We start from the raw sequence: 25,564 nt of genomic DNA, 5'->3' as shown, positions 1-25,564 counted from the left end.
TTTTTCTAGGAAGTGAATCATGTGTTTCGAATCGTAATGCAACATCTTCAAAATAAAGCTCGCTTGAGTTTCTTTTTGGCACCTTTAATTATGCTCGGCGAAGTCTTTTGCGATTTACAACAGCCAACTTTAATGTCAAAAATCATTGATCAAGGATTAGCTAAAGGGGATTTGAGCTTTGTGTTTCAGCATGCATTATTGATGCTGATGTTTGCCGTGTTAGGCTTAATTTTTGGTGGCAGCTGTGGCGCTTTAGGAAGTTTCGCCTCTTTAAAGATGGGTGAATCTTTAAGAAGCAAAATGTTAAAGATTGCTTTGGACAATCGTGACCCTAATGGGTTAGCACCAGCAACTTTAATTACGCGGACAACTAATGACGTTACGCAGATGCAAAATTTGGTAATGATGGTTACCAGAGGTTTAGTCAGATCACCAATGCTATTATTTGGTGGTATTGTTATGTCAATTATTGTTTGTCCAGATTTGGCACCAATTTTATTAGTAATAATGCCTATTTTAGTTGTTTTCTTATTAATAGTTGTTAAAAGAAGTATTCCAAAATATACTAAAATGCAAAAATCTGTTGACCAAATCAATCAAGTCATGCGTGAAAATCTTCAAGGAGCAAAGACAATTAAGTCGTATGTTCTAGAAAACCATCAACTGGGTCAATTTAGTGGTCAAAATAAAGAATTGCAAAAAAATAGTCAAACTGCTGCGATGGCAACAGTAATTTTATCTCCGATTATTCAATTAATGCTTAATTTTGGGGTAATTATTGCTTTAGGCTATGGTGGAAGTTTAGCTATCAGCAACACTATCAGTGACGGGCAAATCATTGCTTTTGTGAATTATATGATTCAAATCACAACAGCAATGATTCAAACGGTTAATATTATTACAGCTTTTTCAAGAGCTATTACTAGTTCAAAACGGGTGCAAGAAGTATTAGATGAAGAAACATCTGAGAAGCTTACTGCACCAGCAAAAGAAGAACCAGCAGAAAGTGACCTTGTTTTTGAAAATGTCAGTTTTGGTTATCAAAGCAGCAAGCCAATTTTAGATGATATCAATTTTAGAGTACCAGATGGACAGTGGCTAGGAATTATCGGAGCAACTGGTTCAGGTAAGAGTTCTTTGATTAATTTATTGACTCGTCAATTTGACCAATATTCTGGAAAAATAAAAATTGGTGGGACCGATATTCAAGACTTGAGTTTAAAAGACGCTCATCAAAAAGTAGCAGTGGCCTTTCAAGATTCATTATTATTTTCAGGTACGATTCAAAGCAATTTGAAATATGGCAATGATAAGGCTGATGTTGCTTTATTAGATGAAGCAACTAAAACAGCCAATGCTTATAATTTTATCCAAAAAATACCGAAAAAATATTTGTCTCCAGTTGAACAAGCTGGTAAAAATTTCTCCGGTGGTCAACGCCAACGCTTGAATATCAGTCGTGCTTTAGTTAGTCAGGCAGATATTTTAGTTTTAGATGATGCTACTAGTGCAGTCGACCAGACTACTAATGCTTTAATTAAGGATAATCTAGAGAAATTACGATATGATAAAACAACTTTGATCATATCTCAAAGAGTGACGAATGTTATGGATTGTCAGCAAATAATAGTTTTGGACGATGGGCATCTAGAAGCCTGCGGAACTCACGAACAATTGTTAAAAGAATCAAAATTTTATCATGACTTGGTAAAGACACAGTTAGGTGGTGGCAGAAGTTGATGAGAAGACATGGTCCCAGAAATATTCATCCAGAAAAGGTTTCCTTGACCGATTGGAAAGCCACTGTTAAACGAGTTGGTCATTATTTAGAGCAATATCGTCTGAAATTGGCAATTGTTTTTGGACTGACTATTTTTACGACTTTAGCAACAGTTATCGGAAATCGGGTCAATGGTATCGTTATCGATAAATACATCAGTAAAAATAGACTGCACGCGTTAATCGTGGTTTGTCTATTATTAGGTGGAATGTATTTAATTTCGAGTGTCTTTACGTATTTTCAAAATTCTATCATTATTAAAGTTGCTCAAGCTACTAGTACAAAAATTAGACAAGATGTTTTTACTAATATGCAACGTCTGCCAATGCGTTATTTCGATACCCACGACAATGGGGATGTGATGAGTCGTTTAACTAATGATGTCGATAATATCAATACCGCTTTGATGCAAACCTTTGTCCAGCTATTTACCGGTGTTATCAGCGTCATCGGTATGGGTTTAGCAATGATTATCTTGTCGCCCTTGTTAACAGTCATCACGCTTTTGAGTACGGTTATGACTTATTTATTCTCTAAAGGAATCGCCAAATTAACTCAAAAAGCCTTTTTAACGCAACAATCGACGTTAGGAAAATTAAATTCACAAATTGAAGAGTCAATTACTGGTAAACAACTAGTGCAGCTGTTTAATCATACCGATATGACTATGGCTGATTTTAATGATGTCAATGCTCAATACACCAAAGCAGCTTTTAAAGCTCAAGCGTTGTCATCAGTTATCGGTCCTTTCAATAATATGACCAATAACATTGCTTATGTTTTAATCACTGCTATCGGAGCAATTTCGATTATTGGCGGCTATGGCAATATCACGGTGGGAATTATCTTTACTTTTCTGATTTATTTACGTAATTTCACTGGTCCAATCAATAACGTATTGAATTTGATCAATACGTTGCAACTATCATTGGCTAGTGCCGAACGTGTTTTTGAATTGATTGATGAAAAACCAGAAATTGATGCAGCAGATGCCATTTCTTTGCCAAAAGCAAAAGGACAAGTGCAATTTGAACATGTTTCTTTTGCCTATGATAAGCCAACGATTCTTCAAGACATTAATTTGACCGCTAAACCTGGCGAGGTGGTAGCTTTAGTTGGACCTACTGGAGCAGGTAAAACAACTACCATGAATCTATTGACTAATCTTTATCCATTAAAGGAAGGTCGAGTTTTGCTAGATGGTCATGATGTTACTAAAATTAAACGTCACGATTTAAGACGTTTGGTAACCGTTGTGCAACAAGAATCATTTTTATTTAATATGTCGATTAGAGAAAATATCAGATTGGGAAGACCAAAAGCTTCTGATCAAGATGTCGTTGAAGCGGCAAAAGAAGCTAATGCTGATAGTTTTATCAGACAATTACCTGATGGCTATGACACGATTTTATCTGAGAATGCTAGTCAATTATCACAAGGTCAAAGACAACTTTTGAGTATTGCTCGAGCATTTATTGCTAAATCACCTGTGCTAGTCTTGGATGAAGCTACAGCTTCAATCGATAGTCAAACGGAAGCTGATATTCAAAATGCCATGACAGCATTGATGAAACAAAAGACAAGCTTTGTTATTGCGCATCGACTTTCGACTATTAAAAGTGCAAATCAAATTCTCGTGATCAATCATGGACAAGTAATTGAACAGGGGACACACAAGAGCTTATTAGCCAAAGGCGGATTTTACGCACAATTGTATAACAGCCAATTTGAATAGATTTAAATTACTGTTTAAAAAAATATTTTACTATGAGATAATCTAAATGCTTTTACAATAAAGGAGAGTAATTAATTATGCCATTAGTACACATTGATTTAATCGCCGGTCGTTCCGAAGATCAATTAAGAGGGATGGTCAAAGATGTTACTGCAGCTATCGTAAAAAATACTGGTGCACCTGCAGAACATGTCCATGTTGTTTTAAATGAAATGGAAAAAGAACATTATGCTGTTGGTGGCGTCTTGAAAAGCGACGAAAAATAACAGTTACAGTTAGTGAAGAAAGAGTCTGGTATTAGTGGACGCTTTCTTTTTTTATTGTTCATAGCAATTTTGTAATGATAAATGTTTTACGAAAACATAAAACTCAAAAAACTCTGTTACAATAGACCCATTTATAAAAGATTTGGAGAATTAAAATGTTAGAATCAGTTTTTCCCGATAAAGAACTTACCAAAGAACAACAAAAAGTTTTTGAAAGAATTGAAACATTTATTAAAGATAATTTGAACGGTTCAAAAAAGGCCATTTTTCAATTGAATGGCGATGCTGGTACAGGCAAAAGTATTATTTTGACGAAACTATTTTTAGCAATAGAAAAACGTGCTAAGGAAAATAAAACTAATAATTATTTTTTAGTCAATCATCCAGAACTTCTCAAAGTTTATCAAGAAAATGCTGGCGAATTTTCGGAATTACGTAAAAATCGCTTTTTACGTCCGACGACCTTTATCAATCAAAGTCATAAAAAGCAAACAAAAGCTGATGTAGTAGTGATTGATGAAGCACATTTACTTTTGAGCGAGAGCGACAACTATAATAATTTCACGCAAAAGAATCAATTAGAAGAAATAATCAAATTGAGCAAAGTAGTTATTCTTGTGTTCGATGAACATCAAGTTTTGAAATTGAAAAGTTATTGGTCAAAAAATTTAGTCGATCAAGTCATAAAAAAATTTCAAGCAAAATTTGAAGAAGCAACTTTGATGACACAAATGCGAATGCAAGCACCAAGAAAAGTTGTTCGTTGGATTGATGATTTAACGGATAAATTGCAATTAGATCAGGATTTAGTTTCAAAAAAAGATTATTTAACGATGTCTTCAAATTATGACTTTCGAGTTTATTCTAATGCCGAAAAAATGTATCAAGCTTTGAAAAAGAAGAATTCAGAAGTAGGCGAGTCCCGAATTGTCGCTACAGCAGACTATCCATCAACTTTGGATGGAAAAAAACACTATGTTAATGAAGGCCAGTTTCATTTACCATGGGATCAATATAATTATTCTAAAGTAACTTGGGCTCAAAAACCGGAAACAATCGATGAAATTGGGTCAATTTATACAGTGCAAGGGTTTGATTTACAATATGTTGCCGTGATTATTGGGCCATCAGTATCACTTTCAAAGGATTCGATAGTGGTCGATCCAGATAAGTATGAGGATCAGGAGGCTTTTAAAAAGCGTCACGAGGATGATTTGAGTGATTTACATACCGCCAAAAAGAGCATTATTTTAAATTCGATTAATGTTTTACTAAAACGAGGAGTTCAAGGCTGCTTTATTTATTTTCATGATAGAGATATTTATGATTTTTTGAATAATCAAAGATAGCGTTACATAACATTACAGCAACGAAGTTATTAACGGCAATGGTTTGAATATATGTGTTACGAAAACATATATCAATAAAAACAAAAAAAAGACGACCCATCGGGTCGTCAAAACAGGGTAAACTACAAATACTACATTATTGATGCAATTTGATATATTCTTTTACAGTCTTAATTTCATCTGCAGTTGGTTCATAATCTCCTGATTTTAGATTGTGCACACGTTCTACTGATAAGTGACTTTCAAAAGCAAATTGTGTATCAGTCATATCTTTATCTTTCTCATACTGAAGAATCATTTCAGCAATATTTGGTTTATCCATATAAATACCTCCAATGTGTTATCAAAAACTCAAACCTTAAAAGATGGCCCATCTATTCAATGGCCAATAGCGCCATTTGACTTCACCAATAACACTATTCTTATTAATGAAACCAATTATACGACTGTCCTTGGAAACCGTTCTGTGATCTCCCATAACAAAGTAGGTACCAGCAGGAACTTTGTTATTCTTCTTAATCTTGTTTAGATAAGAATTGCTATAACGTTCTTGCCATTCAGGCGAATTCTTAGCTAAAGAGCTTAAAGTGAAATTATACGTATAGCTATAAGGCTTACCCGCATAAAGACTAGTGTCGGGTTCCTTTACTTTGTTACCTGCTTTGAGGAAGTCCTCTTTATATAGTTTACCATTAACATAGATTTTATTGTTTTTAGAAACAACAGTATCTCCAGGTAAACCGATAACTCTCTTAATATAAAATGAACCAGGTTCATCAGGAGCCTTTAAAACGATAACGTCGCCACGCGAAATCTTTGAATGTCTTGTTTCAATAACTTTATCTCCATTTTCAAAGGTCGGCTGCATGGAAGGTCCAGAAACTTTATCATTCGAGAGAATGAACTTAAACCCAAGGAAGAAAACTGCATAAATTGCAATGGTTAAAGCAATGGTTTGTAACCAGAACTTCCAGCCGCTTTCTTCATCCTTTTTAGGCTTCGTTCTTCTATTATTTTCTGCCATATTTCACCTCGTACATGTACTAACTAAGATATTACACTTTTTCCAGATTATTGGAAATATTTGTCATATGTTAGTTAAAAAAATTTAATATAATATCAATCTTTGACTTGAGGTCTAATGACTTTATGTTTTTTGTACATTCTAGTAAGATAAATCTTATTAAATTAAGTTTCTTTGGGGGAAAGTATGAATTACATAGATGGATTAAGAGAAGATGTCAGTCGATTGCCGAATGGAATGGTTTTTAACGCTCGTATAAAGTTCATGGAACGTATCTGTCAAGCACTGCTAAATAATGAATTGCCTAAATATCATTTTCCGCAATTGCAATTGAGTGAAGATGAAATCAAGAGTTATATGAGAGGCAACATCAATTTAGATGAAATTGAATTTCAAGAAATGTCAGCATATTTGGAGGAATTCGATCACGACTTAGGCGATTTCAGAACCTATCTTCAAACCCGCTTTGGTTATTGGGCCACGATTACACAAGATTTTGTTGCGGAAATAAAAAATAATTTCCCAGATCAAAGTTTTTTGGAACTAATGGCTGGAAATGGCTATCTCTCTAAGGGATTACGTGACCTCGGAGTAAAAACTTATTGTACTGATGATTCCAGTTGGGCTCAACATGATCAAACTGGAAATTTGAAGGTTACTGATGTTGAATCTTTAGATGCTTTAGCTGCTCTTGATAAATATGGTTCTAAAGTTGATAATGTTATTTTAGCTTGGAGTCCTGATCGGGAGGACATCGACTTGAAGGTGTTAGAAAAAGTCCGCAAGTTAGATGTGAATTTCCTTCTAATCGGTGAGAAGAACGGGGCAACTGACAGTCATGAATTCTGGCAAGAAGCTGAGTTAATTGAAGATGATAAAATTAAACGTATTAATGAAAAATATTCACGTTATGATTTAGTTCATGATCAACTATATCTTGTAAAATAATTACTAAGGCTGAGGCAATTTGAAAATTGTTTCGGCCTTAGTTGTCGTTTAGTGTAAAATGAGATATCAGTAAGACAAACTTTATAGGTGAATTTTTATGAAAAAGATAATTTCGAGTATTGTTATTTTTTTGATTGTTCTATTAACAGGAGTTGCTATCTCCAAAAGCGATTCAATCAAATATAACAATACGATGAATCGTTTAGGTATGAGCGATGAAGCAGTAGTTTTACATACCAAATCAAAAAAGAATTTGATTACTGCTGTTAAGGACTTAGACAAGCAAAAAAAAATGTCTAGTTATCAATTGATATTTTTTGATAAAGGTAATAGCGATATGGGCTACATGTATAGCCATGGCAAAATTAGCAAACTGCCAATTACGTCTGGACGTTATTTCTCTTTAGACGATTTTACATCGCAGATTCCATTTGCTGTCCAAGGGAAGAATTCTGAAATTGAATCTTATAAGCCCCAAAGCCAATCGTATATCAAAGTTAATAACCGATATATTTCAGTCATTGGCAATGTAGGTTTTGATGGTGCTGAGATTTTGAATTCGCAAACTTTAGTATCGCTGTCGCCAAATCAGCCCAAATCCAAATTTCATTTGAATCAAGTAACAACTGTTTTGGACGGTAAGGCGTTAACAAATAAAGATAGTTTGAATAAAATCAAAAGTATTCTTCACGTAAAATCGACGCATAAATACGTCCCACAAAGCGATGATTTTACCAATGTAGAAACAAGCAATAATGGCGAGCTATACATGGTGGGGATTGTTTTACTATTCTTCTTGATCGTAGCAGTAAACTTTTATATTTTGGTACCTTTGAAATATGACCTTTCGAGATCGCATTTAACAGGTGATTTAAAAAATAATTATCGAAACGGTTTAATGATTCGATATTTACTTTATACTTTGGTCCCCAATATTTTAGGGTTCATTATTGTTCATTGGAGAATCGTAATTATTAGTCACAATACCTTTAACCTGTTCATGACAGTTTCAATTCTTTGCACGATTTTGATTGGACTATCGCAAATATTCTTTATTAAACGGAGTGAATGATTTAATGAAAGTCAATTTGAGTGATGACTTTAAAACAAAATATCGTAATTTATTAGGAAAAAGAGCTGAGGATTTGTTTGAGGCGATTCAACAAGATAGTCAAGAGGCGTTTCGTTTGAATCCTTTGAAACCAGATTATCAAAATGTTTCTTATTCGTTGGATAAACCGATTGAATATAGCAATATTGGTTATTTTGGCGATATTGATGGCAATTCAATCGACCATTTATCTGGTTATGTTTACAGTCAAGAACCCAGTGCCATGTATGTTACAGAAATCTTAGATCCTAAAGAAAATGATAAGATTTTGGATCTTTGTGCGGCACCGGGAAGCAAAACTACGTATGTAGCTTCAAAAATGGCTTCTCAAGGCCTTTTAGTTAGTAATGAAATAAACGACAAGCGAGCTAAAGTTCTCTCGTCTAACATTGAAAGAATGGGTATTTCTAATACAGTAGTCACTAACAATTCTCCCAAAGATTTTGAAAAGAAATTTGGTGATTTCTTCGATAAAATATTGGTCGATGCACCTTGTTCTGGTGAAGGAATGTTTCGCAAAGACCCCGAATCAGTCAAGTATTGGTCATTAGATTACGTAGAGCAATGTGCCAATCGTCAAAGACACATCCTGGATTCTGCGTATAAGTTATTAAATGCTGGTGGAAGTTTGGTTTATTCTACTTGTACTTTTTCTCCAGAAGAAAATGAAGAAAATATCTCCTGGTTGTTAGACAAATATCCTGATATGCACTTAGTTGATGTTAAAAAATATCACGGCATGGAAGACGGCCATCCAGAGTGGGACAATGGCAATCCTGAATTGAAAAAAGCTTTACGAATGTTTCCAGACCAATTCAATGGCGAAGGGCATTTCATGTGTCGTTTAGTTAAAGATGGCGAGCCCAAAACTATCAAAGAAAGAGCAATTAACGATGGTTTGAAAAAAGAAGATCGTCAATTCTTTAATAAGTTTGCTAAAGCTAATTTGAATGGTTTATCTGACGTCAACTGGTTAAGAATCAGTGATTTCTTATACCAAGCAGCTAGTTTGGATAATCGTTTTAAAGGCTTGCATATTCTTCGTAATGGCTTAAAATTGGGCGAATTCAAAAAAAATAGGTTCGAGCCCGATATCGCGTGGATATTAGCACTCAAACCTAGTGAATTGAAGACGGTTTATCATTTCGATGAACCACAATTTAAAAAGTATTTGCATGGTGAATCAGTGATTCTAGAAGATCGACCTAATTTTAATAAATGGATTGGCTTATCTTATCAAAATAAACTATTCAGTTGGGGACGTTTTAGCAATGCCCAAATAAAAAACGTCTATCCAAAAGGACTAAGACGTTAATTTGATTTTACGTTGTTTAGCATAACTGATTAAGCTCTCATCAAAAACGATGGGGGCTTTTTTGATGTCAGCAATTGACTTGGCACCAATACTTGCCATGATTAAGCGTAATTGTTTAATAAATTCTCTAAAAAATACTTCTGTTTCTTCTAATGATGATTTTTGCAAATGATGTAAAACAAGACCTGACATACCAACTGAACTAGCACCTAAACGGATTGCTTTAATAACGTCCATTGGCGTTCTGATGCCACCTGAAGCCAAAATCGTCATTCTATCTTGATAGAGCTTTGATTCAATCAAGGATTCTACGATCGAAAGCGATAATTGATCAAGATAAGTTAAATCTGCTTCATGATTTCTTTGGCTTTCGATTTTTGCAAAGTCAGTCCCACCAAAACCGGAAATATCAACGTTTCTAACGCCAACACGCCATAATTTATCTAAATCGACTTGAGACATTCCAAAGCCAACTTCTTTAACTATCACTGGCACATCAACTTGTTCGACAATTTGTTTAATATTATGGAGCCAATAAAATTCTTGGTCGCCTTCAGGCATTGCCAATTCTTGAATAGCATTTAAATGAATCTGCAAAGCATCGGCTTTTAATAAGTCAACTGCTTGTTTAGCTTGTTTGGCATTGGCTTTAGCAGAGACATTAGCAATTACGAAACCTGTAGGATTATTTTCTCGTAAAGTTGTAAATGACTCTTTTGTTTCAGGTAGACGAAAAAATACGCCCATTGAGCCACTAGAAACGGGTATTCCTAGCTTTTTTGCTAACTGGGACAATTCACTGTTGAATTCTTTAGATTGCTTAGAACCGCCGGTAATAGCATTAAAATAAATTGGTGCGTCTATTTGAGTTCCCAAGAAATCAGTTTTTAAATCGATATCTGTTAAATTAAGCTCAGGTAAGGCAGAATGCAACAAGCGAACTTTATCAAAATCAGCCAAGGATTCTTCAGTGAAGAATTTTTCGGCCAAAAAAAGATGCTCGACTTTACGCTGCATCTGTGGGTCTTGTTTAGGCATGGGCAATTGTTTCTCCAATTTTTAGAGTTAGTGGGGTAATACCAACTTTCTTCCATTCCTTTTTTAATTCAGACACGTTTAATGACTTGTCACTCAAAACGATTCCACAGTCACCGCCACCGGCACCGGAAGTTTTTGCGGAACCACCTAATTTCTCGGCAATATCGCAAAGTTTTGTTAACAAGTCAGTTTCGATATGAACGTCGCTGAATTCAGCTAAATCGTCTAGCAAAGCACGATACTTCGTGAACATTTCTTTGATTAAAGCTGTATTATTATTTTTAAATCCTTCAATCAAGTGTTCAACATTTTGACGACTAGCATGAAGAAAGTTTTGATACTTTTCGACTTTTTGTGCTTTAGTTAAAGCAATCCGATCAACCAAAATTGAAGTTGAAGCTGGTGATCCTGTCCAACCGACCGTTAATTCAAGATCATTAGGCAAACTCAAACTTTGAATTTTCAATTGAGGCCAATCAAGTGAAAGAATTTCAGTAATGCTATGATTTCTAATCATATTAAAAATCCAGTTCCGGTCTGGCGAGTAATAGGCGACGATACCACCAAAAGCACTCGCAGCAATATCGCCAAGACTTCCATTGCCTTGAACGGAAAGATGCGAAATAGCAGAGATTTTATAAATATCCATTGCACTAAGTTCTAGATGATAAAAATCTCCTAGAGTTTTGACAACGGCAACTGTCACAGCTGCAGATGAACCGAGACCATATTTTTTTCCATCTTCTGAATCTAATTCGCTAGTAACTAATAAATCATAGTAGTTTAACTTGACGTTTCTTTCTAGAGCATATTTCTCAACAAATTTAATTGCTGCCAAAATATACTGCAATTGACTTTCGGTATCGTCAAAGACTAATTGAGTTCCTTGACGATTCCAATGAATCAATTCCTTATTTAAATTCTTTGACTGGATCGTTCCACCATTTTGCGACTTATTAACCGTAACAGTCACATACTTATTAACTGAAGTAAGAACAGCGGGAAAGCCGGTTTCAACGACCGCATACTCTCCAGCCAAATATAATTTTCCAGGTGCTTTTCCTGTAGACAAAAATATCATACCTTTCAATTTATATCAGACGTATTGAATACCTGAGCCAATATTTGCAATGACGGTATTTACATTTGATAGTTGTTGTTCGATGTATGTCTGAACCTTTTCAAGCGATTCTTTCGTACATATTATTTTAACATTAGGTCCGGCATCAATTGTAGCATACGCAAAAATACCTTTTTGCCGCAATTCTTTGACGATTTGAATAATCCTAATGGTTTCAGGTGCAAAATATGTGAATGAAGGATTAGCAGAAAGTGTCAGGGCATGCATAGACATTGCATTGTGCTCAGCAATTTCACCAATTTTTTGAAGATCTTTTTTTGCAATTGCTTGCTTAATTTCTTGAAGCTCTGAAGCCACTAGTGTAACCCAATTTGGATAAAAAGGGGAGGTTTTTACGCTATTTTCCATACCATTGGTAGAAGAAATTTTCTTTGATTGCTGATTAATTACTACTGACAGTAAGACCAAATCAATTTTTGGCGTTTCATCGATTGGTTTGGCAAAAGATGTTTCATTACTGTCTCCAGCAATCCATTCAACGAAACCTCCATAGATTGAGCGACTGGCAGAACCAGATCCATTGCGAGCTAAAATCGAAAGTTCCTGACGATTCAAATTCAATTGTTTTGTTTCATTGATGGCACCAGCTAAAGCCGCAAAACCTGAAGCTGAAGAAGCAAATCCAGCTGAGGTTGGAACATGATTAACGGTGTCTACTTGAAAATGGTCTTCAAATGAATAGAGTTTTCGAACGGTATCAAGATAATTTAAAATACGTTTATTCTCTTGGTCATTTAAAATTTTATGATTTAAAGAAACGATATCTTTGTCTGAATCGATAATCGTTAATTTAGTATCTGTATAAAAACGGTCCAAAGTTAAAGACAGACTGTTTGTATAGGGCAATTTCCATTGCTTATTTTTTTTGCCCCAATATTTAATTAGAGCAATATTTGTGAAGGCACGTGCCGTTCTAGTCAATGTCTGAATCCTCCGCATAAATTGAGAGTGGCTGAATCCAAGTTTGTTCTGCGCCAGCTTTAGTTAAAGCCTTTTGAATCATCTGAGCGTTAGTTAAGTTGTGGGCCAAACAAATAATACAGCCTCCACGACCGCCACCGGTGATTTTACTTCCAAGGGCTCCAGCGTGGTTAGCAGCTTCAATCAATTTATCAGTTTTAGGAATCGATAGATTCAATTTAGTTAAAGCTTCATTAGCTAATGTGAAAGTTAGACCAAGTTTTTTAAGATTGCCCTTAATCAAAAGCTGGGTAGCTTCTGCTGCATAGTCACCTAATTGTTTCAAATAAGCGCCAGTTTTTGCTTGGTCTGCTTCATACATTTTTCTCACATCAGCGACCGTTTCCTTAGTTTTGCCTTTGACCCCTGAATCAGCGATGACGATAAAGCCTTCAGAATTAAAGCTAAAAGCTTTTGGTGCTTCATTTTTACTGAATTTAATGGGATATTCTGAACAAACTGTTAAAGCATCTAAACCACTAGCTTTGCCATGGGTGACAGTTTCTGACTTATTGACATAATCTAATAATTTCTCATGAGTCAGTTCTTGATTGAAGAAATCAAAGAAGGCGCGAGTAATTGCTGCAGCAATAGCAGCTGACGACCCCATCCCGCGTTCAATAGGCAGGCCACTGTCGATACTTATCGTGTAATTGACCTTCTCCTGATTTAAATGCGAATTGAGCAGGTTGATCAAATATTTTACTCCTGCTAAAGAATCAGGTATTTGCTCGATTTTTCCAGCATAATACTTGGAAATCAATGAGTTTTCTTTACTCTGTTTTATTTTTACGATTACAGGCGTACTAAGTAGGGGAATGGCAAATGCAGGGTAGCCATAAACTACCGCATGTTCTCCCATAATAATAGTTTTGCCGTGACTTTTTCCTATTCCTTTAAGCACATGCTCACCTCAGTTTCTCTAAGACTATATTTTATACATCTATTGTAAGGATTTCCACTTTATGACCATCAAACTATGATAGAATTTTTGCGGGTGAAGAAAAATGACATTAAATTTTGTATTAGGAAAGATCCAATTTGATCATCATCAAAAAATGATGGAGTTGTTCGATTCAGATTATCAAAAAGATAAAAACGGACAATTCTTCTTTTTAGTACCTAACCACATTAAGTTTGAGTCAGAAATCAATATTCTTAAACATTTTGTAAAAGGCGACGACAAAGACGAAGTGACAGCAACTCATAACGTCCAGACATTTTCCTTTTCACGTTTAGCTTGGTATTTCTTACGTAGCAACAGCGATTATAATTTAGCAACCTTAACGCAAACTAAAGCAGCTATGCTGTTGAAAGAAATTATCCAATCACACAAGTCGGATTTGAAGATATTTCGAGGCATGGTCGACAAACCCGGTTTTATTGACCAAATGATCTCTCAATTTGACGAGTTCTTAAATGGACAAGTCCAACCTGACGACATTGCTGAAGTTCTGGATAAAAATGGCGATGGCATCTTTGCTGACAAAATCAAAGAATTAAACCTAATTTATACAGATTATCTTCAAAAAATTCAAAATTATAATACGAATGACTTTCAGCTAAATTCATTAGCCGATTTTTTAAATCAAAAAATCAAAACATCACAGTATCATTTTTATTTAGAAGGTTTTTCAACTTTTACCGCTACGGAAATGAATTTAGTTAAAACGATGCTATTAAATAGTGCCAATTTAAATATTTCTTTAGTATTAGAAAAACCTATTTTGGAACCAAACGATATATCAGAATTTTTTTATCGGCCTACTTCAACTTATCAACAACTGCATAATTTTGCAAAGTCTCAACAAATAATTACACGAAATTATTTTGCTGATCAACCTAGGATTAGCTCCGATTTAGCAAAATTAGAAGATTATTGGATTCAATCAAGCGACGGCGGACATATTAAGGCAAGCGGATTAGACAGCCAAACTTCAGTCCAAATCTGGAAATGTACCGATAAGCAAACTGAAATCTCAGCTGTCAGCACCTATATCCGTCAAATGGTGGCACGGCAAGGTTATCGTTACAAAGATTTCCTTATTCTAGCTCGAGATTTATCAGAATATGGTTCCTTTGTCGAATCCTTCATGGAAAATAATGAAGTGCCATACTTTATCGATTTACAAAAAAAGATGGCGAACCATCCCTTTAAACGTCTCATCGACTTGCTATTTGCGATTTATAACAAGGGCATGCAAGAAGATGACGTCATTAGTTTGTTGCGGACTGAACTTTTGTTGCCAGAACAATTTCAAGACGATATCGAAGGCTTCCGTCAGGCAGTCGATTTAACGGAAAACTATATTCTAGCCAATGGCACGACCAAACGTAATTGGCTTGGAGATGATTTCAAGCCGAACGTTACATTGGATAAAAAAATTGATAGTTTCAAGATTGAAGCCTTTGACCAAATCAATGTAATCAAGAATTTTATTGAAGAAATTTATCAAGAATTAGACCAATTCCTCAACTCCAATCACACTTCCTTAGAAAGTGCTAGCTTTTTATACAGCTTTTTAGATAAACATCAAGTTTTCGAGACGCTTCTAAAATGGCAAAATCAAGCCACCGAACAAAAGAACTTGAGTCTTGCTAATCAGCCGGAACAAATCGTCAATCTCTTCAATCAAGTTTTAGATGAGTATGTCGAAGTCTTTGGTGACGCCAAATTTCAATCGAAAGATTTTATTGAGATTTTGGATGCAGCGTTTGAAAGTGCTACTTATTCGCAGATTCCTTCAACTTTAGATGCTGTCAGTATTTCTGAAATCGGAATGATTCAACCAACTGACCGCAAAATCACTTTTATCTTAGGATCTACAACCAACAATATGCCTGCAGCAACCGTTACCAACAATATCGTAACTGACGATGAACGGGTTTTTTTAAATGATGAATTGACTGATGGCAAATATCTCCAAGAATCGGATGAGGCCGTCAATAACTCAGAACCTTTCTTGCACGACATTATCTTTACAACTCCAAGTCAAAGACTAGTTTTCACGTATCCTAATTTGACTGAGGACAATAAAAAGCAAGACTTGTCTAGTTATGTTAAACGAATCAAAGAACATTTCCGACTCGACGAGCAATTAGTTTTATTGAATCCTTCAATTGATGATACAGACGAAAATGATATCTTACGCTACATGGGGTCCAAGGCTTCTAGTCTTAATTATTTGATACGCGTGTCACGCTCTGCTTTAGATAATCAGACTGATTTGCCAGATGCCTGGAAATATGTTCGTCAGCAATTATTAAACGATGAACCAGATAAGTCGAGTTTCGCCTTAAGTTCTTTAGATTATCAAAATATTCCTCACGATTTGGATATTGAAACTGTCGATGCCTTATATGGCAAAAATATCAACGTCTCAATCTCACAATTAGAGACTTTCTACCAAAATCAATATGAATATTTCTTGCAATATGGCTTAAGGCTACGTCCAAGGCAATTATTTGAAATCACGCCTGCTCAAACAGGTTCGATTTTCCATGCTGTTTTAGATGGTTTGGTCAAATACCTGAACGCACACCAACAACGATTGACTAACTTCGATGACCAAGAGATAAAACAATTAGTTGCTGATTTATTTGCCGAACAAGTTGAATTGCCAGAAAATAAAATTTTTAAGTCATCAGCTCGGATGAATTATATTGCTTCTAAATTGCAAAGTACCTTAGTTCAATTGATTACGAACATGAAACAACAGTACAAACGGAATAAATTCGTTCCCAGAGCTTCAGAAGTGACCTTTGGCCGAATCGACAATGAACAAGACTTAAAAGGCTTGTCATATGAAATACCTGGTGGTCACAAAATCAATGTTCGTGGAAAAATCGATCGAATTGATGAAATGATTTTAAATGACATTACTTATTTAGCAATCATCGATTATAAATCAGGCGATAAGAAGTTCAACTTCCCAGAATTTTTAGATGGAATCACTATGCAAATGCCAACTTATATTCAAAGTTTGACTAATAACTTACCTGATTTGGGTTCTAACTTAAAAGTTGGTGGAGCTTTGTATGAGCACATCAGTAATCCATTCGTTAAGATAACTAAATCAGCTTTAAATAATCTGGATACGCAAATTTTGCGTCAATTTAAACTTCAAGGATTGTTGCTTGATGATGAGGATTTATTGGAAAACTTTGACGTCGATGCCAGAACAAAAGCTAACAAGAGAAGCAAAACATCACCGGTCGTCAGTGCCTCTGATAAAGATGTCGTCAGTGACGATGATTTATTCAAAATATTAAACTACAATAAACGTTTGATTAAACAAGCAGGAGAAACGATTTATTCTGGTAAATTGAAATTGAATCCTTATCGTTATCAAACCACGACTGGCTTGCAATATAGCGATTATCGACCAATTTTTGAATTTGATGCAATGTTGCCAGAAAATGACTACCACGACGTAATCAATTACAACAAAGAAAACGTTATTAAAGAAATACAAACGATTTTAGAGGATGGTGAAGATAATGCCTGAGTGGACAGAAGATCAAAAAAAGGCCATCTATCATCGTGGCCACGATATTTTAGTTTCAGCGGCTGCAGGGTCCGGGAAAACGACTATCTTAATCAAGCGCATCATTGAAATGCTTAAAAATGATGGCGAAGATATCGATAATTTATTAGTTGCAACCTTTACTGAAGCAGCTGCTCAAGAAATGAAGGACCGTCTTTTAAGCAGTCTGAAAGATGAATTGAATTCAGAAACGGATGCCAAGATGCGTCAGCACCTTCAGAAACAAATCTTTCATATTCCCATGTCAAATATCAGTACATTGCACGCTTTTTGTTTGAGCGTTATCAAAAAATTCTATTACGTTATCGAACTCGATCCTAATTTTAGGTTGCTAAGCGACGATACTGAGAAGTCCATTATTCAAGAACAAGCCTATGACAATGTGCGTGACAGTTATTATAGTAGTGGCGATATTGATTTTTTACGATTGACCGATAATTTCACTAATGACCGTTCCGATGACGGCTTGAAAGATATTATTTTCAAGCTATACGACTTTGCAATCACCAACGCCGATACTAATGAGTGGCTCGAAAATTTAATTACGGCTTATCAATTCAAAACAACTTTTTCTGAATCGCAATTTTATCAAACTGACTTTTTACCTCAAGTGAAAGCTCGTCTGGAACAAATTAGAGAAGAGGTCCTTCGCGGGATTGAATTAGCTAATGAAGATGAACTGGCTAACTCTTATCTCAAGGTGTTCCAAGAAATCAATGAGTGGCTGTTATCTCTAGAAGAACAATCGCCTACTAAAAACTATGATGAAATTAGAACTTTGTTGGCTAATTTTAAGCCTAAAGCTAAAAAAGACACCATCAAAAAAGCTGATAAAGAAGGCAAGGATTTATCATTCTTAAATGATGCTTCAAAAATCAGAGCAGACATAACGAAACAAGTTACGTCTTTATATGACGAATACTTTGTTAAAGCAGAAACTGATGTCAACGATTCTTTGAGGATTGCTCAAGGCTTGATTGAAAAATTGGTTGAAGTTGAGCACAGTTTTATTAAAGAATTCGACCGCTTGAAGCAAAACAATCATGTTTTAGATTTCAATGATTTGGAGCATAAAGCAGTGGCAATTTTGACTGGAGAAGTCGATGGTCACAAGATTGCTCTAGAATACTATCAAAATAAATTTCATGAATTAATGATTGACGAATACCAAGATGTCAACGCTATGCAAGAAAAAATCATTAGTTTATTGTCGTGTGAAAATAATCATCGTTTCATGGTCGGGGACATCAAACAATCAATTTATGGTTTCAGACAAGCTGCACCTTATATCTTTACGGATAAGTATGCCAAATATCAAAAAGACGACAATCCCAATGAATTGATTCAACTGTCCAAAAACTTTCGTTCTTCAGTGGCAGTCGATGATTTTGTTAATCAAATCTTTACGAGAATCTTTGATCAAAAGATTGGCGATATCGATTATGATGAAAGTTCTAAATTGGTTGTGGGAACTAATTTCCCCAAATCAGTCGATATGACTAATGAATTCAATGTGCTGATTAAAAATGAAGATGATGAGACTGCTAAACGTCAATTGCTGATTACACAAGCGGCTAAACGGATTCAAAAACTAATGAATAATAATTTCCAAATCTATGACAGCAAGATTAAAGCTGATACGGATGAAGAAAAAGTTCGCCCTTTGAAATATTCCGATATTGCTATTTTGTCGCGAACTAAGGAAAACAATACTGATTTGATTTCGTATTTCTCAAAAGCTAATATCCCTATAATGGTGACTGATGCTCAAAACTATTTCCAAACGACGGAATTGCAAATCATGATGTCGATGCTTGATATTATCGATAATCCTTATCAAGATATTCCGCTAGTGGCAGTTTTACGTTCGCCAATCGTTGGTATGGATGAAGAAATGTTGAGCAAAATTCGTTTAGTCGATAAAAGAGAAACTTACTTCACGGCGATGAATGAATACTTGAATTTTGAAAATGCTGACCAACATATCAAAAACAGTTTGGAATCATTTTTGATGCAGTTGAACAATTATCGTGACTTTGCTAATAAGAATAGTATTGCTCGATTGATTTGGAAAATTTATCAAGAAACTGGTTTATTGGAGTACGTTTCAGGGGTGCCTGGTGGAAAACAAAGAGCAGCTAATTTACACGCTTTGTACCAAAGAGCCAATTCTTATGAAGAAAATAATTATAAAGGTCTCCATCAATTCATTGGTTTCATTGATCGAATGCAAAAACTTGATAAGGACCTTTCACAACCTAACAGTATTGAAGCAACGGAAGATACAGTTAAGGTCATGACTGTTCATGCCTCGAAAGGTTTGGAATTTCCAGTAGTTATCTATTTAGATATGGCTAAGCAATTCAATATGCAAGATGTTAATGCTAATACCGTTTTTGATGCTCATAAGGGCATCGGGATTACTTTAAGCGACAACGATTCGCGTTTGCAATATCGGACTATGCAGCGTGGCATCATTAGCAATCAAAAGAAAATTTCAACCGTTTCTGAAGAGATGCGCTTACTTTATGTAGCTTTAACTAGAGCCAAGCAAAAATTGATTATGTTTGGTTTTACCAAGAGTCCCGACGATTTATTAAAGACTTGGGATGATATTCATCCAAACGGTCATTTAATCAATGAATCAGCTCGTTTAAAAGCTAACAGTTTCCAAAATCTAGTTGGAATCAGTACTTTATCTGGCGATGATAGAAATGAGGTTGATGAGAATCACTTTGAAGATTCAACTTGTCAGCTTGATTTCCATCTTATTTCAACTGAAAAAGCCGTTGACAATCAAGCAAAAATCATTATTCCTAAAAAAGCTCCCGTTGAGCCAAGCAGTCTGTTTAAGCAATCGGTCGACGATATTTTAAATATGGATTATCAACATCAAGAAGCAGTTAATACTACAGCCTATCAATCCGTTTCAGAGATCAAAGGGTTATTCGCTGATCCAGATGATGAACAGATGTCGACAAATCTATTTAATCAGGATAAAAAAAATAATGATGCCCGATATAATTTGGGTTCGTTTGCTAAACCAAGCTTTTTAACGAAGACCAAACAAGTTACAGCAGCTGATATAGGGAGCGCAACTCACTTAGTCTTGCAAAAAATTGATATTGAAAAGGAGCCGCAAATAAACGATTTTGAAAGTCTGATTGCGCAAATGGTCAATGAGAAGCAGTTAACTAAAGAATTAGCTGATAAAATCGATTGCGAAAGTCTTGTTAAATTTTATCAAAGCGATTTGGGTAAATTAATTGTCGAAAATCATGAAAATGTTAGTCGCGAATATACTTGTTCAATCTTGATGTCAGCTCAAAAGTTGTTTAAAAACAGTTCAAATAATGATTCCACTAACGATAAAATATTAGTTCATGGTATTATTGATGGAGTGATTGAATTAGACCAGGGAATCGTAATTTTTGACTACAAGACCGATAACGTCACGAGTCAAAATTTACATGAACTTATTTCTAAGTATTCTGGGCAAGTCAATTTATATGCAGAAGCCATTTCTGCTATTAAAACTAAACCCGTCGTGGGTAAATATCTTTATTTCTTGAAGATTAATCAAGCGGTTAATTTAGAGGAAACTAAAAGATGAGAGGTGAATGATTTGAAAAATACTTACGCTGTTGTTGATTTGGAAACTACCAATTCTAATTGGCATGACAACGGGCGTATAATTCAATTCGGCTGTGCCCTTATCGAAAATGGTGAAATTACGCACCTTTATGATCAAAAGATCAATCCAAAAGTCCCCATTCCAGCAAGAATCACGGCTCTAACGGGACTAAGCGACGAAGATGTCAAAGATTCGCCAACATTTGAAGAAGTTGCACCTGATATTTTTAAACTTTTAAAAAATCGAGTTTTTATTGCACATAACGTGAATTTTGATTTGACCTTTTTAAATCGAGAACTTAAACGTATCGGAATGAATCAACTCAATGTCAAAGCTATCGATACTGTTGAATTAGCGCAGATTTTATTTCCAACTATTAGTAGTTATAAACTACAAGATTTAACGCATTATTTAAGCATCGTTCACAAAAATCCACACAGTGCTAACAGCGATGCTCATGTTACCGGCGAACTGTTTTTAGTTCTACTCAAAAGAATTCAACAGTTACCGCTTGAAACACTGCGTATGTTAGCCAAGTTTGGCAAGAATACGATTCGCGAGACCAATCTAGTTTTTAAAACGATTCTCGAAGAACGGGAGAAAAACTCGCGGACCGAAGTGTTGCCAGCATATCTTTTTGAACGAAATGGTTTGATTTTACGTAAAAAGGATTTTCATGTTAGTGAACAAATTGATCACACTAATAAATATCCGCAAACGCGTGAAGCCAAAAAGGAACTATTAGATGGCATCTTAGACTATCGTGTCAATCAGTCCAATTTAATGGACAACATCTATAAAACAAGTCAACATCGTGACAAAGTAAAAAAATGGAATTTAATTGAAGCTCCAACTGGAGCAGGGAAGACTTTAGGCTATCTTTTGCCACTGTCATATCTGATCAATCCTAATCAAAAATTAGTGATTGCTACAACAACGAAGGTTTTGCAGCAACAAATTTTAGAACAATCGATTCCACTATTGAACCAAGTTACGAGAAATAATTATCATGCTGAAATCGTCAAGAGCAGTTACAATTTTATTGACTTAGACCGTTTCTCTGAAGCGCTAGATAATTATCGTTTGCATAGTCATACCGCAATTTTGAAGATGAAGATTATCGTTTGGTTGACAATGACGACGACAGGGGACTTGAGTGAATTACATTTAACTAATTACAACAGTCCGCTGTTTAGCATTATTCGACACCGTGGCGAATCTAAAGAGAACACCGTTTTTTGCAACGATGACTTTTGGTTGTATCAACAAAATCGATATTTAGAATCGAAAATTTTGGTCACCAATCAAGCTTTCTTATCGCGTCATTTAGAAAGCAAGTATTGGGGCGACAATTCTTATTTGGTCATCGATGAAGCGAACCACTTTGCTGGCAGTCTACGTGCTGCCAGTTCACCAACGATTGATTTCTTACAATTGAATGAATATGTCAAAAAAATCAGCGATATCTTGTATCAAAACCGGGTAACTTTACGTTATGCCTTTACCGAAGTAACGACACAATTGTGGAATTACCAAGACTTGCAAAACATGGAGATTCATTTTCAAGCAGTCGATGAATTGATGGAACGATTGGAATATAATATTTTTGGTCGCTATGTCAGAAATAAAGTAGCTTTTAAGGATCGAGAAGAGTACGTTTCAATTCTTGACAGCAGCAATAAATTCGGTAAAAATAATAACAAATTAGTTGAGTTATTATCCGATTTGATTGTTGAACTATCTTTGATTTCTAATCGAGTTGAAACATTATTCGACCAATATAATTTCCAAAAGAACTTTATTTCCGTTGAATTATCAAAAGTTATTTCTAATCTAACAATTGAAAATAGCAAACTAGAAAAAGTTATCAAAAATCTGGATGAGTTGTTGCAAGCTCTCCAAAGTTCCGATAACCAATTTGGAATTCAAATCGATATGCGCGATTATTATGACCCTAAAACTTTGAAGTTAAGTTGGCGTCAGTATAATATTCAAACTTTAATCGATGAAACGACTGATCGATTCAGCCAAATCTTCGCTATCGGAGCGGCTATTACGATTCAAAAGGATTTCTCGCACTTTATTTTAGATACACAATTGAATCAAAACCAAATCAATCAAATGGTTATTTTGCCGGATATGAACAGTATTTCCAAAAACAGCAAAATTTACTTGCCAGCTGATTTGCCAGATATTCAATCGCTTAATAGTGAAGAATATTATGACATGGTCACAAAATATATTGTTGATGTTTTAGATAATCTAGATCATCAAACAATGATTCTTTTCAATTCATTGAATACTTTGAGTAAAGTTTATCAGCGTCTGATGGAAACTGACGTCAAAGGTAAATGGGAGATTTTAGCTCAGGGTGTCACTGGTTCAAACGAAAAAATCAAAAAACGTTTTGCCATTGGCCAGCGCTCCGTGTTATTAGGAGCTAACTCATTTTGGGAAGGCGTCGATTTTCCTAAGAAAGTCTTGGAGATTTTAATCGTTACGAGGATTCCATTTGAATCGCCAGAGCAACCTGATGTTAAAATCAAACAAGACATCCTTAAGCGTCAAGATATGAATATCTTCAAAGTTGATTCGTTGCCAAATGCTATCTTGCAATTAAGACAGGGTTTAGGACGTCTGATTCGAACACCAACCGATCGTGGCGTGATTTTGATGTTAGACAATCGAATTTTAACCAAGAGTTACGGCAAAACGATTCTAGAATCCTTGCCGAAGGGGCTACCAATTGTCAATGAGGATATGAGTTCGATTAAAAAAGATATAAATGAATTTCTGAATTAGACAATTTACTGCTATACTATTTTTGTTAGTTTAAAAAAGGACGTATTATGAGTAGAAGCACAAAAATCTTATTGACTATCTCTTTAATTGCATTAGCAATTGTTTCAGCTTTAACATACTTGAACCTTTCCTCCGCTCCTTATTCGAGTGCCAAGTCACAGGCTAAGGATATTGCCGAAGAAAAAGCTGGGATAGTTGAAGCTGATTATTTTGGAAATTACACCCGCCAAAAGCAGTATTATGCAGTTGGCGGTTTAACGAAGAATGAAAAGTATCGTTATATTATTATTAATGCAAAAAGTGGTAAAACAGAAGTTGTTAATAAAAATAATGCTCCTGTTCGTCAAACAGTTATCGATGGTGTAGCACAAAGATATAATGCTAAAAAGATTTTGCATATCAATTTAGGTATTTATAAAGATAAACCTACTTGGGAAGTTGCTTTCCAAAAGAAAAATGGGTCTATTGGCTATAACTTGGTTGATTTCCGTAGCGGCAAGAGTATTCAAATTATCAATAACATTTAAAAAATTCTAAAAAAAGTCGAGATTAATAGATTTCTCGGGCTTTTTTTATTCATTGGAGTAATTAATATGGATGATGAATTATTCAATACCTTTGTTGACAGCGGCAATACGACTATCAACAATTTAATCATCAAAAATTTTCATAAATTGGGCATGACTGAAAAAGATTTGATTGTCTATTTAGCTTTGTCGATGTACGCACAAAAGGGCAATACTTTTCCCATGGCAAAAAATTTGGCAGAAGATACGGGAATGGATGAAGCCACTATTTATACGATTATTCAAGGAATGATCAAACTTGGAATCATCGAATTGAAAACAGTGATGGATCACCATCAACAACGAGACCTTTATTCGTTAACGCCGATTTATTATCGGATTCAAAATCTTTTAAAACAAGAAAAGCAATCCAACAAAAAAGACAAATTAATGTCAGATACTGAAGAATTATTTAAAAAGATTGAAGTTGAATTTGGACGTCCTTTATCACCAATTGAACAAGAACAAATCCACCAATGGATTGATGATGATCATTATAGTGTCGAGTTGATTGATTTAGCTTTACGAGAAGCAGTTTTGAATCAAGCTTATTCATTGAAATACATGGACCGAATCCTTATCAGTTGGGAAAAGAGTAATATTAAGACAGCAGAACAATTGGAAGAACGTCGAAAGAAATTGGGGTATTAATATGTTAAAAGATGAACAGATTGTTTGGGCCATCCATCAAATGGAAGACGACATTGGACCAATTGGACGGACATTAGATTCAAGAACGCCATTTCAATATTTAGTTTCAGTTATTTTGAGTGCTCAGGCGACTGATATATCAGTCAATAAAGTGACGCCAGAATTGTTTGGCAAATATCCAGAACCAAAGGATTTGATGAAAGCTAATGTATTAGACGTTGAACAAATAATCAAAAGCGTTGGACTATTTCATAACAAAGCAAAAAACATCATTAAAACTGCCCAAATCGTTCATGAACAATTAAATGATGTTGTCCCAACGACAAGAAAGGGAATTATGGCTTTGCCTGGTGCTGGTCGAAAAACTGCCAATGTCGTTTTGAGCGATGTTTTTGACCAGCCAACTTTTGCTGTCGATACGCACGTGTCAGCTATTTCAAAACGGTTGCACTTTGTTGATGAAAAAGCTAATCCTCTTCAAGTAGAGAAGAAAATCGTCAGTGTTATGAAGCCAGAAGAATTGCATCGAGCTCATCATACAATGATCGAATATGGCCGTAAGTATTCGATGAAATTGGACCCCTCAAAAGAGACGAATCAATTGATTATTGAATGCGACCAATTAAATTCTGAAAATGATAAGAACAATAATAAAAATACAAATGATTAAACACAAAAAAAGCCTTAGAAACGTTTA

At 35.1% G+C, this 25,564-nt stretch carries 19 protein-coding genes; 13 read left to right on the top strand and 6 right to left on the bottom strand.

The annotated features are described in order from the left end of the window. Nucleotides 1–21: 21 nt before the first annotated feature. The 4 genes from FHL06_RS08565 to FHL06_RS08550 all read left to right on the top strand — a co-directional run bounded on the left by FHL06_RS08565 (nucleotide 22) and on the right by FHL06_RS08550 (nucleotide 5,130). The gene (locus FHL06_RS08565) at nucleotides 22–1,740 is read left to right on the top strand and encodes an ABC transporter ATP-binding protein (RefSeq protein ID WP_337692545.1); all 1,719 of its coding nucleotides are present in this window, start codon (nucleotides 22–24) and stop codon (nucleotides 1,738–1,740) included. Further along, entirely contained in the window at nucleotides 1,740–3,515 is a 1,776-nt protein-coding gene (locus FHL06_RS08560) for an ABC transporter ATP-binding protein (protein ID WP_153385816.1), read from the top strand. The genes FHL06_RS08565 and FHL06_RS08560 overlap by 1 nt, the downstream gene beginning before the upstream one ends. 77 nt (nucleotides 3,516–3,592) lie before the next feature. Beyond that, a complete protein-coding gene (locus FHL06_RS08555) occupies nucleotides 3,593–3,781 on the top strand; it encodes a 2-hydroxymuconate tautomerase (RefSeq protein WP_153385804.1) in 189 nt (62 codons plus the stop codon). A 155-nt stretch (nucleotides 3,782–3,936) separates the two neighbouring features. Then, nucleotides 3,937–5,130, top strand: coding sequence for a DUF2075 domain-containing protein (locus tag FHL06_RS08550; RefSeq protein ID WP_153385803.1), 1,194 nt, complete (start codon nucleotides 3,937–3,939; stop codon nucleotides 5,128–5,130). Nucleotides 5,131–5,266: 136 nt separating this feature from the next. On the opposite strand, the gene FHL06_RS08545 is transcribed toward FHL06_RS08550, so the two are convergent. Further along, the gene (locus FHL06_RS08545; protein WP_153385802.1) at nucleotides 5,267–5,452 is read right to left on the bottom strand and encodes an LBP_cg2779 family protein; all 186 of its coding nucleotides are present in this window, start codon (nucleotides 5,450–5,452) and stop codon (nucleotides 5,267–5,269) included. A gap of 36 nt (nucleotides 5,453–5,488) precedes the next feature. Next, a complete protein-coding gene (gene lepB / locus FHL06_RS08540) occupies nucleotides 5,489–6,154 on the bottom strand; it encodes a signal peptidase I (protein WP_153385801.1) in 666 nt (221 codons plus the stop codon). A gap of 186 nt (nucleotides 6,155–6,340) precedes the next feature. Between lepB and FHL06_RS08535 the strand changes: the two genes are divergently transcribed. The 3 genes from FHL06_RS08535 to FHL06_RS08525 all read left to right on the top strand — a co-directional run bounded on the left by FHL06_RS08535 (nucleotide 6,341) and on the right by FHL06_RS08525 (nucleotide 9,528). Then, entirely contained in the window at nucleotides 6,341–7,102 is a 762-nt protein-coding gene (locus FHL06_RS08535; protein ID WP_153385800.1) for a hypothetical protein, read from the top strand. A gap of 97 nt (nucleotides 7,103–7,199) precedes the next feature. Further along, entirely contained in the window at nucleotides 7,200–8,174 is a 975-nt protein-coding gene (locus FHL06_RS08530) for a hypothetical protein (protein ID WP_153385799.1), read from the top strand. 4 nt (nucleotides 8,175–8,178) lie between these two features. Further along, nucleotides 8,179–9,528 carry an RsmF rRNA methyltransferase first C-terminal domain-containing protein gene (locus FHL06_RS08525; RefSeq protein ID WP_153385798.1) on the top strand — a complete coding sequence of 450 codons (1,350 nt, stop codon included), beginning with the start codon at nucleotides 8,179–8,181 and terminating at the stop codon, nucleotides 9,526–9,528. On the opposite strand, the gene fni is transcribed toward FHL06_RS08525, so the two are convergent. The 4 genes from fni to mvk are packed head-to-tail and all read right to left on the bottom strand — an operon-like array spanning nucleotide 9,517 to nucleotide 13,571. Further along, nucleotides 9,517–10,566: a type 2 isopentenyl-diphosphate Delta-isomerase gene (fni, locus tag FHL06_RS08520; protein ID WP_153385797.1), complete on the bottom strand. Its 1,050-nt coding sequence runs from the start codon at nucleotides 10,564–10,566 to the stop codon at nucleotides 9,517–9,519. The genes FHL06_RS08525 and fni overlap by 12 nt on opposite strands. Continuing rightward, on the bottom strand, nucleotides 10,559–11,638 hold the full coding sequence (locus FHL06_RS08515; protein WP_162000179.1) for a phosphomevalonate kinase: 1,080 nt from the start codon (nucleotides 11,636–11,638) through the stop codon (nucleotides 10,559–10,561). The genes fni and FHL06_RS08515 overlap by 8 nt, the downstream gene beginning before the upstream one ends. A gap of 24 nt (nucleotides 11,639–11,662) precedes the next feature. Then, nucleotides 11,663–12,628: a diphosphomevalonate decarboxylase gene (mvaD, locus tag FHL06_RS08510; protein WP_153385795.1), complete on the bottom strand. Its 966-nt coding sequence runs from the start codon at nucleotides 12,626–12,628 to the stop codon at nucleotides 11,663–11,665. Then, on the bottom strand, nucleotides 12,621–13,571 hold the full coding sequence (mvk, locus tag FHL06_RS08505) for a mevalonate kinase (RefSeq protein ID WP_162000178.1): 951 nt from the start codon (nucleotides 13,569–13,571) through the stop codon (nucleotides 12,621–12,623). Before mvk ends, mvaD begins: the two co-directional genes overlap by 8 nt. 103 nt (nucleotides 13,572–13,674) lie before the next feature. On the opposite strand from mvk, the gene FHL06_RS08500 reads away from it, so the two are divergent. From FHL06_RS08500 to FHL06_RS08475, 6 genes are all read left to right on the top strand, one after another. Next, nucleotides 13,675–17,175 carry a PD-(D/E)XK nuclease family protein gene (locus tag FHL06_RS08500; protein ID WP_153385794.1) on the top strand — a complete coding sequence of 1,167 codons (3,501 nt, stop codon included), beginning with the start codon at nucleotides 13,675–13,677 and terminating at the stop codon, nucleotides 17,173–17,175. After that, nucleotides 17,168–20,827 (top strand): helicase-exonuclease AddAB subunit AddA, encoded by a 3,660-nt coding sequence (gene addA / locus FHL06_RS08495; RefSeq protein WP_153385793.1) that lies wholly within the window; start codon nucleotides 17,168–17,170, stop codon nucleotides 20,825–20,827. Before FHL06_RS08500 ends, addA begins: the two co-directional genes overlap by 8 nt. A gap of 12 nt (nucleotides 20,828–20,839) precedes the next feature. Next, nucleotides 20,840–23,650, top strand: a complete 2,811-nt coding sequence (locus tag FHL06_RS08490; RefSeq protein WP_153385792.1) for a helicase C-terminal domain-containing protein — start codon at nucleotides 20,840–20,842, stop codon at nucleotides 23,648–23,650. Nucleotides 23,651–23,697: 47 nt separating this feature from the next. Next, on the top strand, nucleotides 23,698–24,177 hold the full coding sequence (locus FHL06_RS08485; protein WP_153385791.1) for a cell wall elongation regulator TseB-like domain-containing protein: 480 nt from the start codon (nucleotides 23,698–23,700) through the stop codon (nucleotides 24,175–24,177). A gap of 66 nt (nucleotides 24,178–24,243) precedes the next feature. Continuing rightward, complete coding sequence (locus FHL06_RS08480; RefSeq protein WP_153385790.1) at nucleotides 24,244–24,867, top strand: DnaD domain protein; 624 nt, start codon at nucleotides 24,244–24,246, stop codon at nucleotides 24,865–24,867. A gap of 1 nt (nucleotide 24,868) precedes the next feature. Further along, nucleotides 24,869–25,537, top strand: coding sequence for an endonuclease III domain-containing protein (locus tag FHL06_RS08475; protein WP_153385789.1), 669 nt, complete (start codon nucleotides 24,869–24,871; stop codon nucleotides 25,535–25,537). Nucleotides 25,538–25,564 lie beyond the last annotated feature (27 nt).

It is taken from the genome of Companilactobacillus halodurans (genome assembly GCF_009600985.1).
Taxonomy (GTDB): domain Bacteria; phylum Bacillota; class Bacilli; order Lactobacillales; family Lactobacillaceae; genus Companilactobacillus; species Companilactobacillus halodurans.
This window is presented reverse-complemented; position numbering and strand designations above follow the sequence as displayed.